Annotated in this window: 15 protein-coding genes; 11 read left to right on the plus strand and 4 right to left on the minus strand. The window is 34.6% G+C overall.

The window, feature by feature from the left end; translation table 11 throughout:
* The first annotated feature begins 311 nt into the window (after nt 1-311).
* The 6 genes from F0000_RS20065 to F0000_RS20090 all read left to right on the plus strand — a co-directional run bounded on the left by F0000_RS20065 (nt 312) and on the right by F0000_RS20090 (nt 8,902).
* Nucleotides 312-1,088 (plus strand): DUF3108 domain-containing protein, encoded by a 777-nt coding sequence (locus F0000_RS20065; RefSeq protein WP_149626512.1) that lies wholly within the window; start codon nt 312-314, stop codon nt 1,086-1,088.
* A complete protein-coding gene (locus tag F0000_RS20070; protein ID WP_149626513.1) occupies nt 1,088-2,053 on the plus strand; it encodes a tryptophan 2,3-dioxygenase family protein in 966 nt (321 codons plus the stop codon). Before F0000_RS20065 ends, F0000_RS20070 begins: the two co-directional genes overlap by 1 nt.
* 6 nt (nt 2,054-2,059) lie before the next feature.
* Nucleotides 2,060-3,316, plus strand: a complete 1,257-nt coding sequence (locus F0000_RS20075) for a peptidoglycan DD-metalloendopeptidase family protein (RefSeq protein ID WP_368668121.1) — start codon at nt 2,060-2,062, stop codon at nt 3,314-3,316.
* Between the two features lie 3 nt (nt 3,317-3,319).
* On the plus strand, nt 3,320-4,957 hold the full coding sequence (gene pgi / locus F0000_RS20080) for a glucose-6-phosphate isomerase (protein WP_149626514.1): 1,638 nt from the start codon (nt 3,320-3,322) through the stop codon (nt 4,955-4,957).
* Between the two features lie 176 nt (nt 4,958-5,133).
* Entirely contained in the window at nt 5,134-8,370 is a 3,237-nt protein-coding gene (locus F0000_RS20085) for a carboxypeptidase regulatory-like domain-containing protein (protein WP_149626515.1), read from the plus strand.
* 91 nt (nt 8,371-8,461) lie between these two features.
* Entirely contained in the window at nt 8,462-8,902 is a 441-nt protein-coding gene (locus F0000_RS20090) for a hypothetical protein (RefSeq protein WP_149626516.1), read from the plus strand.
* Here the strand turns inward: F0000_RS20090 and F0000_RS20095 are convergent.
* Complete coding sequence (locus tag F0000_RS20095) at nt 8,899-9,321, minus strand: secondary thiamine-phosphate synthase enzyme YjbQ (RefSeq protein ID WP_149626517.1); 423 nt, start codon at nt 9,319-9,321, stop codon at nt 8,899-8,901. The two genes, F0000_RS20090 and F0000_RS20095, sit on opposite strands and share 4 nt — an antisense overlap.
* A gap of 563 nt (nt 9,322-9,884) precedes the next feature.
* Here F0000_RS20095 and F0000_RS20100 point away from each other — a divergent pair.
* On the plus strand, nt 9,885-10,703 hold the full coding sequence (locus F0000_RS20100; protein WP_149626518.1) for an HAD family hydrolase: 819 nt from the start codon (nt 9,885-9,887) through the stop codon (nt 10,701-10,703).
* A 39-nt stretch (nt 10,704-10,742) separates the two neighbouring features.
* Here the strand turns inward: F0000_RS20100 and lepA are convergent, their stop codons facing one another.
* Nucleotides 10,743-12,539: a translation elongation factor 4 gene (gene lepA, locus F0000_RS20105; RefSeq protein WP_149626519.1), complete on the minus strand. Its 1,797-nt coding sequence runs from the start codon at nt 12,537-12,539 to the stop codon at nt 10,743-10,745.
* Nucleotides 12,540-13,228: 689 nt separating this feature from the next.
* Here lepA and dusB point away from each other — a divergent pair.
* From dusB to F0000_RS20120, 3 genes are all read left to right on the plus strand, one after another.
* On the plus strand, nt 13,229-14,221 hold the full coding sequence (dusB, locus tag F0000_RS20110; RefSeq protein WP_149626520.1) for a tRNA dihydrouridine synthase DusB: 993 nt from the start codon (nt 13,229-13,231) through the stop codon (nt 14,219-14,221).
* A 24-nt stretch (nt 14,222-14,245) separates the two neighbouring features.
* Nucleotides 14,246-14,731, plus strand: a complete 486-nt coding sequence (locus tag F0000_RS20115; protein WP_149626521.1) for a YqjF family protein — start codon at nt 14,246-14,248, stop codon at nt 14,729-14,731.
* A 142-nt stretch (nt 14,732-14,873) separates the two neighbouring features.
* On the plus strand, nt 14,874-15,140 hold the full coding sequence (locus tag F0000_RS20120) for a DUF2071 domain-containing protein (RefSeq protein WP_255452818.1): 267 nt from the start codon (nt 14,874-14,876) through the stop codon (nt 15,138-15,140).
* Here the strand turns inward: F0000_RS20120 and F0000_RS20125 are convergent.
* Together F0000_RS20125 and rbfA are read right to left on the minus strand one after the other, a co-directional pair.
* Nucleotides 15,118-16,320: an ABC transporter permease gene (locus F0000_RS20125; protein ID WP_149626523.1), complete on the minus strand. Its 1,203-nt coding sequence runs from the start codon at nt 16,318-16,320 to the stop codon at nt 15,118-15,120. The genes F0000_RS20120 and F0000_RS20125 overlap by 23 nt on opposite strands.
* 127 nt (nt 16,321-16,447) lie before the next feature.
* On the minus strand, nt 16,448-16,840 hold the full coding sequence (rbfA, locus tag F0000_RS20130) for a 30S ribosome-binding factor RbfA (protein WP_149626524.1): 393 nt from the start codon (nt 16,838-16,840) through the stop codon (nt 16,448-16,450).
* Between the two features lie 104 nt (nt 16,841-16,944).
* Between rbfA and mce the strand changes: the two genes are divergently transcribed.
* Nucleotides 16,945-17,379, plus strand: coding sequence for a methylmalonyl-CoA epimerase (gene mce, locus F0000_RS20135; RefSeq protein WP_149626525.1), 435 nt, complete (start codon nt 16,945-16,947; stop codon nt 17,377-17,379).
* The last annotated feature ends 202 nt before the right edge of the window (nt 17,380-17,581 follow it).

Here is a 17,581-nt window from a genome sequence, read left to right on the forward strand (position 1 = left end):
TTTTGTTAAAAATCGCAATAAAAAAACGTTTTCGTTTGATAATTATTCAAAAAAAAGTGTATTTTTGTTACATAGGCGGAGTGGTTACCGCTTATACCAAAAACAATAATTATTCTCATAATTTAAGTTTTTAGTTGGTTAATAAAAGTAAAAGAGAGCTGTGGTGGCTCTCTTTTTTATTATTATTTTTTAAAAATTTAGTAATATCATCAATTTTTAACTGTTTATAGTAAATAGTATTTTTGGAATAGAAGTTGCCAATATCTAAAAAAAAGAAAATTACGTTAAACTAAACAACACCCAAAATAATTATGAAAAAGTATATCCTTATACTGTTAATCTTTCTCACAACTTTTTCTTTTGCGCAAGAGAATCATAGTTCTTTTGATACCGGTGAATGGTTCAAATTTAGAATCCATTATGGATGGTTCACCGCTAGTTATGCTACCTTAGAAGTTAAAAATGAAACACTTAATGGTATGCCGGTACATCATATTGTTGGGATAGGTAAATCCTCCGGTCTTTTGAGTGCTTTTTTTAAAGTAGAAGATTATTATGAAACCTATATTGATAAAAAAGAAGTTAAACCTTATCGTTTTATTCGCAAAATAAATGAAGGCGGACATACAAAAAACATAGAGATTAATTTTGATCACCAAAAAAAAGAAGCTTTTGTAATAGATAAAAAACATAAAACCAAAAACACATTTGCCACTAAGTCCAATGTACAGGACATGATGTCTTCTTTTTACTTCTTAAGAAATAATATTAACGTATCTTCGCTAAAGAAAGGAGACGAGCAATTTGTCAACATGTTTTTTGACAATGAGAACTACTTATTTAAATTGAGATTTCTTGGTAGAGAAACTATTAAAACGAAAGTAGGAAAGATTAGTTGTCTCAAATTTCGCCCTTATGTACAAGCAGAAAGAGTCTTTAAGGAAGAAGAAAGTTTAACCGTATGGGTTAGTGATGATGATAATCGTATGCCTGTAAAAATTAAAGCTGACATTCTTGTTGGTTCTATAGAAGCAGATCTGGATGCTTTTAAAGGTCTTAAGCATCCCTTTAAAATTGTTATAGATTAATGGATGAATCCGTAAAACCCGAAATTGCAGAAAAAATAAGGCAATTAGAAAAAAAATTCAAAAATTCCGGTCAGGATCTGGGATCTTATTTAGATGGTTTGTTACATGATAGATATCTAACTTATTGGGATTATATCCATCTGGACACTCTACTTAGCTTACAGATACCCAGAACACATTTCCCAGATGAGGAAATCTTTATAACGTACCATCAGATTACAGAGCTTTATTTTAAACTGATTATCCATGAGCTTAAACAGATAATCGATGATAAATTACAAACTGCAGAATTTTTTACATCTAAGCTCGATAGGGTAAATAGATATTTTAGAGTACTCATAGATTCCTTTGATGTGATGATTAAGGGAATGGATAGAGAACAATTTCTGAAATACAGAATGTCTCTCCTTCCTGCCAGTGGTTTTCAATCTGTACAATTCAGGATGATAGAAATTTATGCCACTCCTCTTGTTAATTTAGTGAATTCTAAAGAAAAAGACACCTTTTCTGAAGGGGATATACTTGAGGACATATATGAACATTTGTACTGGAAATCAGGCGCTACCGATATAGAAACAGGAGAAAAAACACTAACTCTTAAGCAATTTGAGTATCGTTACACACCCAGAATGATGCGTATTGCCCACCAGGTAAAACATAGCACAATCTATCATAAATACTTAGAACTTCCAGAAAAAGAACAAAATAATGTGCACCTTATTAATGCATTACGTACTTTTGACTCTAATGTGAATATTAACTGGTTATTAATGCATATGGGAGCGGCGTATAGATATCTTAATAAAAATAGAGGTCAAGTATTAGCCACAGGAGGAACTAACTGGAAAAGTTTTTTACCGCCAAGTTTTCAAAAGATTATCTTTTTCCCTAATCTTTGGAGTGCAGAAGAAAAAGAAAACTGGGGACAGCAATGGGTTACCCATCAATTTAATACCGCAAAATAAAGACAGTTGAAGAATATAAGTTATATGCTACTTTTTGCAGTAGTATTGATTTCATGTAAGGAGAAAAAAAAAGAAGTACAAGTTATTGTTCCAGAGATAACTGAAGAAAAAAAAGCACCGCCAGTTATCAGAGAGTTTGGTTACAATCTCAATGATTTTACTGTTTTTAGAGATACTATTCGTCCTGGTGATAGTTTTGGAGCAATACTGGACAGTCACGGTATTGCCAGAGCTAAAGTTTTTGAGATTTCTAATAAAATAAAAGATACTTTTAATGTAGCGAGAATCCGCGCTGGAAAAGCATATACCCTTCTTAAATCAAAAGACACTACAGAAAAAGCACAGGTATTTGTCTATCAAGACGGTCTTATCGACTATACTGTAGTAGATTTTAGGGATAGTATTATTGCCAGAAAAAGTGCAAAACCTGTTACGCTGGTTGAAAAAATTGTATCTGGCACTATAGAAAGTAATTTATCACAAACTTTTGATGATATGAATCTTAGTTTTCTTGTTGCCTATAAAATGGCAGATATCTATGCCTGGACAATAGATTTTACAAGACTGCAAACTGGAGATCAGTTTAAAGTCATCTACACAGAAAAATATATAAATGATACAATTCCCGCAGGGATTGGAGAAATTAAAGCTTCTTATTTTGAACATAGAAGCAAGCCAATTTATGCCTTTAGATTTCAGGATGATACCATCAATAAAACTTCAGATTTTTTTGACGATGAAGCAAACAATCTTCGCAGGGCTTTTTTAAGTGCACCTGTTCAGTTTAGCAGAATATCATCCAGATATAACCTAAAAAGAAGAATTAAATATTATGGTAATAAAATCAGACCTCATCGAGGTACTGATTTTGCCGCACCCATAGGAACACCTATCTTAGCAACAGCAGATGGTATTGTAACCAAATCAGAACGCAAGGGTGGAAATGGTAAATATGTAAAAATAAGACACAATGCTACTTATGATACTCAATATTTACATATGAGCAGACAAGCAGTAAAAGCAGGAGAATATGTACGCCAGGGAGATGTGATCGGATATATAGGTATGACAGGAAACACCGGTGGACCACATGTGTGTTATCGCTTTTGGAAAAACGGTAAAGAAGTAGATCCTTTTAGAGAAGATCTTCCTGCATCAAAACCACTAAATGATAGCCTTAGACCTGCTTTTTTTAAACATATAAAACCTCTAAAAACAAAATTAGACAGTATCATTTTTAAATCTAAACAAGAAATATTATAACTAATGGCACTACCAACTATAAATCCTACCACCACAAAATCCTGGGAAGCATTACAAAACCATTTTAAAAATATTAAGGACACGCATCTGAAAGATCTTTTTTTGCAATCACCGGATCGTGCAGATACTTTTGCCATTAAATGGAATGACTTTTATGTCGATTATTCTAAAAATAGGATAGATGAAACGACAAAAAAACTCCTAATCGATCTAGCCAGAGAGGTAAAACTTGATGAAGCAATCCATAGTTATTTTACTGGAGAGGCTATTAACGCTACCGAAGAAAGATCCGTATTACATACGGCATTAAGAACTCCTTCAAACAATACGGTACTATTGGATAGTAAAAACGTAATCCCAGAAGTTACTGCTGTAAAAAATAAGATCAAAGCTTTCTGTGATAAAGTTATCGGTGGAGAGCTAAAAGGCTACACTGGCAAACCTTTTACTGATATTGTAAATATAGGTATTGGAGGCTCAGATCTTGGTCCCGCCATGATTACCGAATCCTTAGCATACTATAAAAATCATCTCAAGGTACATTTTATTTCTAATGTAGATGGTGATCACGTACATCAACACCTAAAAGATCTGAATCATGAAACTACCCTATTTGTAGTCGTATCTAAAACCTTCTCCACACAAGAAACATTATCTAATGCAACGACAGCCAGAAGTTGGTTTACTAAACGTGCATCTCAAGAAGCAGTAGGCAAACACTTTGTAGCGGTATCCAGTAATATTCCTAATGTAACCAAATTCGGGATTGCAGAAGAAAATATTTTCCCACTCTGGGATTGGGTAGGAGGACGTTTCTCCCTATGGAGTGCGGTAGGACTATCTATAAGCTTATCAGTAGGATATAAGAACTTCGAAGCCTTACTAGAAGGAGCTCACGAAATGGATGAGCATTTTAGAACCGCAAATTTTGAAGACAATATTCCAGTGATTTTAGGAATGCTCAGCATCTGGTACAATAACTTTTTTGGAGCAGAAAGCGAAGCAATAATACCATATTCTCAATACCTTCATAGATTGCCTGCATATCTGCAACAAGGTATTATGGAAAGTAACGGAAAAAGTGTTGACCGCAATGGAAATCCTGTTGATTATCAAACGGGCACCATAATCTGGGGAGAATCTGGTACGAATGCACAGCATGCATTCTTTCAGCTAATCCATCAGGGAACAAAGCTAATCCCGGCAGAATTTATTGGATTTAAGCACTCCTTATTCGCAGATAAAGATCATCAGGATAAATTAATGGCCAACTTCTTTGCACAGACAGAAGCCTTAATGAACGGAAAAACTGAAACTGAAGTGGTAGATGAATTAGCTACTAAGAATCTTTCTGAAAGTAAAGTAAAACAATTAGTCCCCTTTAAAATTTTTACCGGTAACAAACCAACTACAACTTTATTAATAGATAAACTAACTCCTAAAAGTTTGGGTTCATTGGTATCTATGTATGAGCAACGGATTTTTGTTCAGGGAATCGTTTGGAATATATTTAGTTATGATCAATGGGGAGTAGAATTAGGTAAACAATTAGCTACAAATATCCTATCAGAAATCAAAAATTCGCAGATTTCAGCGCATGATTCGTCAACAAAAAAACTGTTAAAACAATACCTGAATTGATTTATTTTTTGGTCATAAATTTTTAGCCATTCATAAAGTCTTAAAAATCAAATAAATACATAACAAAACTACTTTAAAACCATAAAAAATTTATGTAAAAATTTTAACATTAAGATAAACTTAGATTGCTCAAAGATTTGTTCATTTGCGCCAAATAATTAACTCAATTCACTATGATGAAAAAGATTACATTTTTATTTGTAATAATCCTGATAGCAATCGTTGGGGAAACTTTTGCTCAAGGAGTTACTACTTCTTCACTGGGAGGTAAAATAACAGACAATTTAGGAAAACCCTTACCTGGCGCGACTGTTTTAGCAATTCACCAACCTTCAGGCACCAACTATGGTGTAACTACTGATTTTGATGGATATTATAGAATGTCAGGTATGCGAACTGGAGGTCCATATACAGTGGTTATATCCTATGTAGGATTTCAAGAGTTCAAAAAGGAAAATATTTTCCTTCAATTAGGTCAATCCTTTAGAATTAGTCATCAAATGAAGGAATCGTCCACAGCTTTAGAAGAGGTTGTTATTACTGCTACTAATAATGGCGTTTTTAATTCCAATAAGACAGGAGCAGAAACAAACATCAGTCAGAGAGAGATCCAAAACTTACCTCAAACCTCCCGATCTATTGCGGATTTTGTTAGAATCACTCCTCAAGCACAAATTACTGAGGGTGATGATGGTTTTAGTATTTCTTTGGCAGGACAAAATAACAGACTTAATGCTATTTATATAGATGGAGCGATCAATAACGACGTTTTTGGTTTAGCCGGATCAGGTACTAATGGTGGGCAGACGGGTGTTAATCCATTTTCTGTTGATGCTGTAGAAACATTTCAGGTTCAAATTGCTCCTTTTGATGTTCGTATCTCAGGATTTGCAGGTGGCGCTATTAGTGCCGTTACGCGTTCTGGTACCAACAGCGTAGAAGGATCTGTATATAGTTTCTTGAGAAATGAATCTTTAGCTGGAAAAACACCTCCTAGAAGAGTTGATGAAACTATTGGTGAAGAAAGAGAAAAACTTCCAGAGTTTACCGCGTTGACATATGGATTAAGAGTTGGAGGACCTATCATAGAAGATAAATTATTTTATTTTATTAATTATGAAAGAGAAGACAGAGAAGTACCACAACCTTTTAATATCAGCAACTATACCGGTGATACGAATACCTTAGCGGGAATTCAGGATTTTGCTTCAAGGACATTAGCTACTTATGGGTATGATGTAGGAGGGTTTCAAAATAATACAGCTACGCTCATAAGTGATAAAGTAACCTTCAAATTAGACTGGAATATAAACGATAGTAATAAACTATCTTTCAGGCATAGCTATGTGAGAGGAGAAAACCTCGAAGCCAGAAACTCTAACACAAGAAGTATTGGTTTTCTTAACGGTTCAGAAGAATTTATCACTACTACTAATTCTTCTGCTCTAGAAATTAATTCTAGGATAGGCGACAAATTTTCGAATAATTTTATTTTAGGATATACAAGAGTAAGAGACGATAGAGACCCTTCTGGAAATCCATTTCCTACTGTAAGAATTGTGGATGGTCTTGATACGAGAAGATTTGATCAAGGGTTAATTTTTGGAAATGAGCCATTTTCTACTGCAAATCTTTTAGAGCAGGATATTTTCACATTAACTAATAATTTTGAAATATATAAAGGAAGACATACCATTACATTAGGAACTCACAATGAATTTTCTAAAATAAAAAATTTATTTTTTGCTTTTAATAACGGAAATTATACATTTTTAACTGTTGATGATTTCCTCAATGGTGGTCCTGTAGATTTTTATGAACGAAGATATTCACTATCTGGAGGTACGGGTGATGAATCTACTGGTGCGGCAGAATTCGATGTGTTACAATTAGGCTTTTATGCACAAGATGAAGTGCAGTTTTCAGATAATTTCAAAATAACAGCAGGGCTTCGTTTTGATGTTCCTTTCTGGGACGATGGCATAGTCAATGATGATTTCAATAACAGGACAATTCCTTTGCTAGAAAGTGCTGGATATGATCTTCAAGGAACTAGAGTTGGAACAGGTGTAGACACTAGAGTCCTGATATCTCCAAGAGTAGGTTTTAACTGGGACGTAAAAGGAGAACGAAGCACTCAAATAAGAGGAGGGTTTGGTATATTTACCTCAAGACTCCCTTTAGTATGGCCTGCGGCTACCTATAATAATAACGGAATTACAGAAGGAAGGTCTAGAAGTTTTAATTTTGATGATCCTATCGTATTCAATCCAGATGTCAATAATCAACCTGTACATTTACAACCAGGAGATTTAGGTGGAGATATTAATTTATTTACTCCAGATTTCAAACTTCCACAGATTTTTAAATCAAACATTGCAGTAGATCAAAAAATTCCTTTCTGGGGACTCGTCGTTAGTGCTGATTTATTATGGAATGAGAATATCAGTACCATACAATATCAACAATTAAATATTGAACAACCTATAGGCACATTACAAGGTGCAGATGATAGACCTTTTTATAGTGATGATGACATTGATCGTACTTATGGAGATGTCATTCTTGCTTCTAACACGGGAGAAGGTAATTCATGGAATGCTAGTCTAACGTTGAAGAAACCATTTTCAAGAGGCTTTCAAGGGCAGGTATCATACTCTTATGGAGAGTCTAACTCTATATTTGACGGTACTTCATCAAGAAATATTTCGCAATGGACAGGTATTGAAACTGTAAATGGAAAAAACAGACCAGAGTTAAGTCGATCTGATTTTGCACAAGGGCATAGATTTACCTCTAATATTTCATATGAGTATGTTTGGAATAATCATCTAAAATCTACCATTGGACTATTTTATGAAGGCTCTCAATCTCAACCTTTCTCATTTATTTATAATGGAACTTTACTAGGTGATAACAGAAGCGATAATGCCTTAATATATGTACCTAGAAATCGTAGTGAAATTAATCTAGTTGATACAGATGAATTTACTGCTGATCAACAATGGGATGCTTTAGATAACTTTATCAGTAATAATAGCTATTTGAGAGATAGAAGAGGACAGTATGCAGAAAGAAATGGTGCTAGAGGACCGTGGAGCCATATTATAGATCTGCGTTTTGCACAAGATTTTTCTATTAATTTCGGAAATAAAAAGCACTCTATACAGGCAACAATTGATATTAATAATTTCACAAATCTACTTAATAAAGATTGGGGTCAACGCAAATTCATTCCTGGTAGAGTCAGCCTATTAACGGTAGAAGATAGTGGTTCGAGAGCAAATCCTGATTTTTCATTTAACCCTGATAGATTTGGAAACAACGAAGATCTAGAAGATATCGTAGATACTGGTCGCCTGAATTCTTCAAGGTGGCAAATACAGGTTGGATTACGTTACTTATTCAAATAACTTTTTTACAACACAGCTACAAACCTCACTCCATTAGAGTGAGGTTTTTTTATGCATAATGTGTACCTTTGAGCAAATAAAACACACGATTATGTATGAAGCGATAAAAATTGTACATTCCTATTGGGCTTATCTGGTTGTTCTCGTAGTCACGCTGGCTACCATCAATGCATTAATTGGTTTTTTCGGAAAGAAAGAATATGCGCCAAAAGATTTTAGAATTTCACTTTTTGGATTGATAGTCACACACCTGCAACTACTCATTGGTATTGTTATATTTTTTGTATCTCCTACAATCATGTGGTTTACCGATGGAGTCTCTGTAAAAGAAATTATGGGAGACCCGTTACTTCGATTATACAATCTAGAACACCCCTTGATGATGATTCTTATGGTCGTTTTTATCACCATCGGATATTCTAAGCATAAAAAGAAGCTTACCTCTACTCCTAAGTTCAAAATGCTGGCTATTTTTTATACAATAGCGTGGTTAGTCATGTTATCCAGAATTCCGTGGGCAAATTGGTTTTAAGCACCAAAAGCAGTTAATACCAGTTTTCTGGAACCTCCATGATTTCTATGCTCACATAGATAGATCCCTTGCCAGATTCCTAAATTAAGACAACCATCGGTAATAGGTATTTGCAAAGAAGTTCCCATTAATGAAGCTTTGATATGAGCTGGCATATCATCAGGTCCTTCATAGGTATGAGTATAATACATAGCATTTTCGGGGATCATCGTATTGATATGACTTTCAAAATCTTGTCGCACTGTAGGATCAGCATTCTCATTGATAGTCAAACTGGCAGATGTATGTTTAATAAAGACCTGCAACTGCCCTATAGCAATCTTTTTGATCTCTGGTATGGCAGAAAGCACCTCATCAGTAATCAAATGATATCCTCTGGGGTGTGCTGGTAAGTTTATTTCTTTTTGAAAAAAATTCATTAGTACGAATTTATAAGATCCAGTTTAATAGTGAGCACTATAAAATATGCTGTAATCAATCCAAGAATCGAAAACAAAACATCATAGGGGTCATAAACATTTTCTCCACCCAAATTATGAATTTTAACCTCCTGAAGAATAACATAAACCCCTGATAAATCACAGCTGCTCCATAAATAAAACTCTTTTTTATTCTCTTTTTTTGATCAAACAACCTATTATTTACAATCAACATTAGATATGTTACAACCAATGTTCTGGCAACTGCTTCACAAAAATTAGGATATGACAATACAAAAATCATATACAATTCAGGAAACTCGTGACGAAGAACGAATGGGCGAAGTAAAAATTTTACAAGTATAAATGAAATTATGATTCCAATATTGATGCTTAATAACTTCCTTTGTTCATTCATTTAGATACTTTAAAAAAGTATGACCTACCTCCTAATCTTCATGAGTAGGGCAATACATAGTTTCACTAAATTAATACAAATTTCACAGTAATAATAGATCCTATTCCGTAATACTGAATACCTTTGCAAATTAATTTTTGAATGTATGGATTTAGCTCAGATAAAACTTGTAGCAACAGATATGGATGGCACACTTCTTAATTCTAATGGAGAAGTAAGCGATCTTTTCTTTGATCTTTTTTCGCAGTTACAAGAGCTAGGCGTCACCTTTGTAGCAGCTAGCGGAAGACAGTATTACAGTATTATCCACAAACTAGATCGTATCAAAAATGATATTATCGTTATTGCAGAAAACGGTGCCTTGACGATGCAAAAAGACATCGAACTGCAGACTACAGAGATCGATCGCACAACATATTTGCAATTATTGGATATTACCAGAAACCTGGAAGGGTCACAAGTTATTCTTTGTGGTAGAAAAAAAGGATATATCGAAGATTATGGGAAAGATTTTTTAGATATGTTTACCGAGTATTATGGGCGTTTCGAAGTAGTAAAAGATCTATCTCAGGTAATGGATGATCAGTATCTTAAAATAGCTATTTGTAATCTGAAGGGAGCAGAAAAATATCTATATCCTGCACTAAAACATTTGGAAAATCAATTAAAAGTTAAGGTTTCTGGAGAGATCTGGTTAGACCTATCACACGCTAATGCTCATAAAGGGTATGCCTTATCAAAGCTACAAGATTCATTAGGGATCACTCCAGAAGAAACTATGGTTTTTGGGGATTATAATAATGATCTGGAAATGATGGCACAGGCGTCCTATAGTTTTGCTATGGAGAATGCGCATCCTAATATAAAAGCTGCTGCCAAATATACAACCAAGACCAACGATCAAAATGGTGTAGAATATATGCTAGCCAAGATGATAGAAGCAAAGAAAAAGTTATACGTTTAACAAAAATCAGATTTGTAAAGCCAACCGCCGAGAGACTAATTAGTCATTCAGCTTTAACACTGCCATAAACGCTTCCTGCGGTATCTCTACATTACCTACCTGACGCATACGTTTCTTTCCTTTTTTCTGCTTTTCCAGTAATTTACGTTTACGAGAAATATCACCACCATAACACTTGGCTGTCACATCTTTCCGCAACGCTTTTACTGTTTCTCGAGCAATAAACTTAGCACCTATTGCAGCCTGGATCGGAATATCAAATTGTTGACGTGGAATCAATTCTTTTAGCTTTTCGCAGATTTTTTTACCAATAGAATAAGCATTATCCTTATGTAACAAAGCAGATAATGCATCTACGATATTTCCATTCAATAATACATCTACTTTCACCAGCTTAGAAGCCCGCAAACCAATTGGAGCGTAGTCAAAAGAAGCATACCCTTTGGACACCGTTTTGAGTCGATCATAAAAATCAAAAACAATTTCTGCCAGAGGCATATCAAATGTTAATTCTACCCGTTCAGTAGTGAGATATGTCTGATTAGTAATCTCACCTCGTTTTTCTATACATAATGACATCACAGACCCAACAAAATCAGCTTTGGTAATAATAGAAGCCTTTATAAACGGTTCTTCTACCCTATTCATTGAAGAAGGATCAGGCAAATCAGATGGATTATTTACAACGATAATATCATCCGGATGTTTATTAGTAAATGCATGATAAGATACATTAGGTACTGTAGTGATCACGGTCATATTAAACTCACGCTCCAATCGTTCCTGTATAATCTCCATATGCAACATTCCCAAAAACCCACAACGGAAACCAAAACCCAAAGCCGCAGAACTCTCTGGTACAAAAACCAGCGAAGCATCATTCAACTGTAACTTTTCCATAGAAGCTCTCAACTCCTCATAATCCTCAGTATCCACAGGATAGATACCCGCAAATACCATTGGTTTTACATCCTCAAACCCTTCAATCGCATTCTGAGTTGGCGTTTTTGCATCTGTGATAGTATCACCTACCTTTACCTCTCTGGCATCTTTAATACCCGTAATCAGATATCCTACATCACCCGTTTTTATTTCTTTTTTTACAACCTGATTCAATTTCAATGTTCCTACCTCATCTGCAAAATAATTTTTTCCGGTAGCAACAAACTTAATTTGCTGTCCTTTTTTTATTTCTCCATTAACTACCTTAAAATAGGTTTCTACTCCTCTGAAAGAATTATAAACTGAATCAAAAATTAATGCCTGTAGTGGTTCATCAGGATTTCCTTTTGGAGCAGGTACTTTTTCTATAATTGCAGTAAGGATTTCTTCAATACCAATTCCCGTTTTCGCGCTCGCAGGAATTACTTCTTCTGGATCACAACCCAAAAGATCTACAATATCATCCGTTACTTCTTCTGGATTGGCACTGGGTAAATCTACCTTATTTAATACCGGAATAATCTCCAGATCATTATCCAATGCCAGGTATAAATTAGAAATTGTTTGCGCCTGTATGCTTTGAGCAGCATCCACGATTAATAATGCTCCCTCGCAAGCAGCGATAGATCTGGAAACCTCATAAGAAAAATCCACGTGCCCTGGAGTATCAATAAGATTCAGGATATACTCTTCCCCTTTATGAGTATATTCCATCTGTATTGCATGACTTTTAATCGTAATACCACGTTCACGTTCCAGATCCATACTATCCAATAATTGTGCCTGTGCTTCGCGAGCTGTTACAGATCCTGTGAAATCCAACAGCCGATCCGCTAATGTGCTCTTACCGTGATCAATATGCGCAATAATGCAAAAATTTCTTATGTTCTTCATGCTATTTTTTCAATTAGTCTTCAGGGCGTGACCCACAAGGGGTCGGGCTTTCCGTTATATCTTTTTTAGTTGTCTGGATCAACAAACTCAATACGACAACTAAAAAAGGATGCCACTGCAATCTCTCACGCAGTTTCCACTACTGTAATGACTTGCAAATATAATCGATTTTAGAAGCTTTCCCCCTCTAAGGTTAAGATTAATTTATTACGAGTAATTACAAGCCTCTCTTTTAAAATATATTTCCATTATTTTTTAAGAATTCTTCTCCATTACAAGAGTTAAAATTATAGCATCTCATACAATATCAATGAGTTTTAAACATCTTTAATCTTTATACCCATCTTACAAAAACTTTTACCTGCTTTCTTTTTTAGTGAACCTATCTTTCTTGCTTATTTTTTTGAATGAACTCATCTTGAGTAATACTTCGATCTACAAAATTTACATGTTACACGCTAATTTTGTTGGTTTTTTAACCGTGGCTATGGCTACGCTGAAAAAAAATCCACATCATTACAGTACAAAAGCCAAACTTTTTCGGTTGAAAACCACTACTCAAGATGAGTTCAATAACAAAATAACATGCATACATTAACATATGTATTAGGCTATTTTATGACTTTCAGGATTTTAGAAACCCTGAAGGTTTTAAAGAATTCGTACTTTTGTCTAAAATATCAATCGTTGTGGCAAAAATTGGAGACATAGATGTAGGAGAATTTCCGTTATTATTAGCACCCATGGAAGATGTAAGCGACCCACCCTTTCGTGCTTTATGTAAAGAGCAGGGAGCCGACGTGGTATATACAGAATTTATATCCAGTGAAGGATTGATTCGAGATGCTGCAAAGAGCGTGATGAAACTGGATATCTATGAAAAAGAACGCCCGGTTGGGATTCAGATTTTTGGAGCCAATCTGGAATCCATGCTTAAATCTGTAGAAATAGTAGAAGCTTCTGGTCCTGACATTATCGATATTAATTTTGGTTGTCCTGTAAAAAAAGTAGTGAGCAAAGGTGCTGGAGCAGGAATTCTAAAAGATATTGATCTGATGGTTTCCTTAACCAAAGCGATGGTAGAACATACTAAATTACCTGTAACAGTAAAAACACGGTTAGGCTGGGATCATGATTCTATTAAAATTGTAGAAGTTGCAGAACGGCTGCAGGATGTGGGAGCAAAAGCAATAGCTATTCACGGTCGTACCCGCGCCCAAATGTATAAAGGAAATGCTGATTGGAAACCTATTGCAGCTGTAAAAAATAACCAGCGAATGCATATTCCTGTTTTTGGAAATGGAGATGTAGATAGCCCGGAACGTGCTGTAGAAATGAGGGATCAGTATGGGTTGGATGGCGCCATGATTGGTCGTGCTACGATTGGATATCCATGGTTTTTTAAAGAAATAAAACATTATTTTAAGACTGGGAAACACTTGCCAAGTCCTACAATAGAAGAACGCGTAATTGCAGCCCGCAGGCATCTGGAGATGGCAATAGATTGGAAAGGAGAAAAATTAGGAGTCTTTGAAACCCGCAGACATTATACAAATTACTTTAAAGGAATTCCACACTTTAAAGAATACAGAATGAAAATGGTAACCAGCGATGACTCAGCAGATGTTTTTGCAGCTTTTGATGAAATCCAGGAAAAATTTGCAGGATTCGAATTTGTGTAAAATCGCCATCAGGTACTACTACAAATGACGATAAATGAAATTATAAACACCACCAAACATCGCCCCTGGGAAATACCTGCTAGAAATTGGAGTTTCTATCAGGAATGGAATCAGGTGATCTTTTTGCATTGGAAAGTTGAATATCAGGAACTCAGAAAAATCATTCCTGATCATTTACAAATTGATTTATTTGAAGGAAGTCCATGGGTTTCGCTAGTTGCCTTCTCTATGGAGAAAATAAGACCTGGAAATTTTCCTTCTTTTAATCCTATTTCTAATTTTCATGAGATTAACATCAGAACATATGTTAAATTAAAAAATAAGGCTGGTGTCTATTTTTTAAGTATTGAAGCTGCAAACAAAATTTCCTGTAAAATCTCCAGAATCCTGTCCAGACTACCCTGTAGATATTCTAAAATGAATAGAAATCATCAATATTATTCTTCTAGTAATACACGTTTTGGAGACAGTTTTGAAATCATACGATTTGTGATTAAAAAATTCGTATAAATTCATTGAATTATTTTTTCTTTATGCAAGGCAAAAAAATCAAACATAGCTATAGCTACGGTTTATTTTTTAAACGAAGTAGAAAGGAAAAAGAAACGATGAATATGCGAAATTTTTAGTTATAAATCGTATCAAATATAGTATAGGAGAAATGTTAAAAACTAAAACCAATCTCGATTATTGGCTAACAGAACGGTATGCTCTTTTTCAGGATTCTAAAGAAACAATGAACAAGTTCGAAATACATCATATCGAATGGTCTATACAAGAACTCAAAATAGATCTATTACAGAGTACCTATCCCAGATTTGACAAATTAATCTCTAATACTCCTGATAAAACACACTATTCAAAAGGCGTTCAGGTAATCGCCTGGGATAAGGAAATTATCTCACCAAACGCTGATTGATTCTACTAGAGGCCAACAATGAAGCAACAATACCAATAACTGTAATTGTTAAGAATACAATAACAAAGCTTGAAACTGTAATCCGCGTTGGGTATGGTAAAGAGGGCGTGATCATTAATAACCCAAATTGTTCTTGTAATGTAATAATAACAAAGCCTAACAAAAGGCCTAGCAATGTCCCTAATAGGGTCATTAAGGATCCTTGAAACAAAAATATCTTCCTGATATTCTGCAATGATGCTCCTACATTATGTAAGGTCTTGATATTGTTTCTTTTATCAATAATCATCATAATGATAGCACCCGCCACATTAAATAAGGCAATAATTGCAATCAAAGTAATCACTAAATAAGCCGCCAGGTTTTCAGTATTTAACATCTTATATAAAGTATCATTGAGCTGTACCCTATTCTTAACAATTACTGTATTATCAAATATGGGTAATAATTCATCTAATACTAATTGTTCATCAATACTTGGTGTAATCTTAAGCTCAATGTGAGTTACCTGATCATCTGCCAGTGCAAGTAACTTCCTGGCAAATGCCATTGTTGAAAAAATATATTTACTATCAAGGTCTTCATTTACAGAAAAAATACCAATATTAACGGCTGTTTTTTTTCTAAATGCCCTAGATGGGTTTGTTGGAATTCCTTTTCCAGGTTTGGGTACATAAATATTCAAAAAATTGGTGTATACCTGTTCCACTCCCATCCCCAACTCTCTGCTAATACCCATTCCTGCTACTATTTGAGAATCGTTATCTGTCAGCCAACTTCCATACACTAGAATGCTATCTGTTTGAACTACCTTTTTATAATTAGTATCTACTCCCTTAATAAAAGCCATTTTTTGCTTATCCTTAAACTCCAGAAACACTTTTTCTTCTATGATTTCAGAAAAACTGATAACATTGTCCAGCTGTGTTAATTTTTCTTTTTGAACCTCAGAAAATGTAAATGTCTTTCCTCTGGCAGGAAAAATCTTGAGATCCGGGTCAAAATAAGAAGAAAACTGGAGACTAAAATCTTTGAGACCGGCAAAACCACATAATACTATAAATAATGACATAGCTCCGATTACCACTCCAGCTGCTGCAATACCTGTAATAATATTGATCGCATTGCTACTACCGGGAGAAAAGAGGTATCGCTTAGCGATGTAATATGAGAAGTTCAATTTTTTTTATAAAGATTTTATAAGATCTGTATTACTTATATTGGATTAAAGATACTAGAATATGTAATGAATAAGAAAGCAACTGTTTTTTTCTTTTCAATTATTTTTTTTTTAATATTCTTTCTTCTTATTTTTTCTTTCTGTTTTCTAATAAATCAGGATCGTTAATTGGATTTTGCTCTCCTTTTATGGCTTTTTCTATAGAATCTATATATTCTAAAGAATCATCAATAAAATATGATAATTCCGGCATGCGACGTAATTGATTTTTGGTACGCTGAGCAACCTGATGCTTGATCTGAGATTTTACGGTATTCACTTCTGACAATACGCGCGCTCCTTCTGCAGGCGGAAAAACACTCATATATACTTTGGCGATTGATAAATCTGTGGTTACATTTACTTTGGTAACAGAAACCAAAATCCCCTGTACTCCAGCTTCGCGCAACGCATGCTGTATTACATCTGCTACATCTCGTTGCAATACACCACCAATTTTTTTCTGTCTGTTTGTTTCCATGCTACAAAAGTAGGCAATTATCTATTTATTATTTTCTTTTATATCAAAATCCCGCCATTGTTCTATTTTGTAATTTTACGTGCAACTGATAAAATAAAATAGTTATGAATCACATTAACAAAATAGAACATTTGGGAATCGCTGTCAAAAACATTGATCAGGCAAATTTTTTATATGAGAAATTGCTGGGCGTTCCTCCATATAAACAGGAATCGGTAGAAAGCGAAGCCGTCATCACTTCTTTCTTTAAAGTAGGAGACAGTAAAATTGAACTATTAGCCAGTACTGAAGAGGATGGACCTATAGGAAAGTTTATTGCCAAAAAGGGCGAAGGGATTCACCATATTGCTTTTGATGTAGATGATATTAAGACAGAATTAAAACGGTTAGAGCAAGAGGGGTTTCAATTAATTAATGAAACACCAAAAAAAGGAGCTGATAACAAGTTAGTGGCTTTTATACATCCTAAAAGTACGAATGGTGTTTTGATCGAGCTATGTCAGGAGGTGCCTTACGTTGAAACCTTTTTTGACGAATGATTGCATCACAAAATTCACGATATTATGCAGTCATAAATAATGACCCGTCCTGAAATATGTATACAAAAAACCAATGTATATGTATAAAAATGATGGATATGTGAGACGCTATAGCGAAAGCTTTAAACTCAAAGTTCTAGCAGAACTTACCAAAGGAAACCACTCCAAAAGACAAATTGCCTTAACTTACGGAATACAATCC

The organism is Aquimarina sp. RZ0 (genome assembly GCF_008370685.1).
Lineage (GTDB): Bacteria > Bacteroidota > Bacteroidia > Flavobacteriales > Flavobacteriaceae > Aquimarina.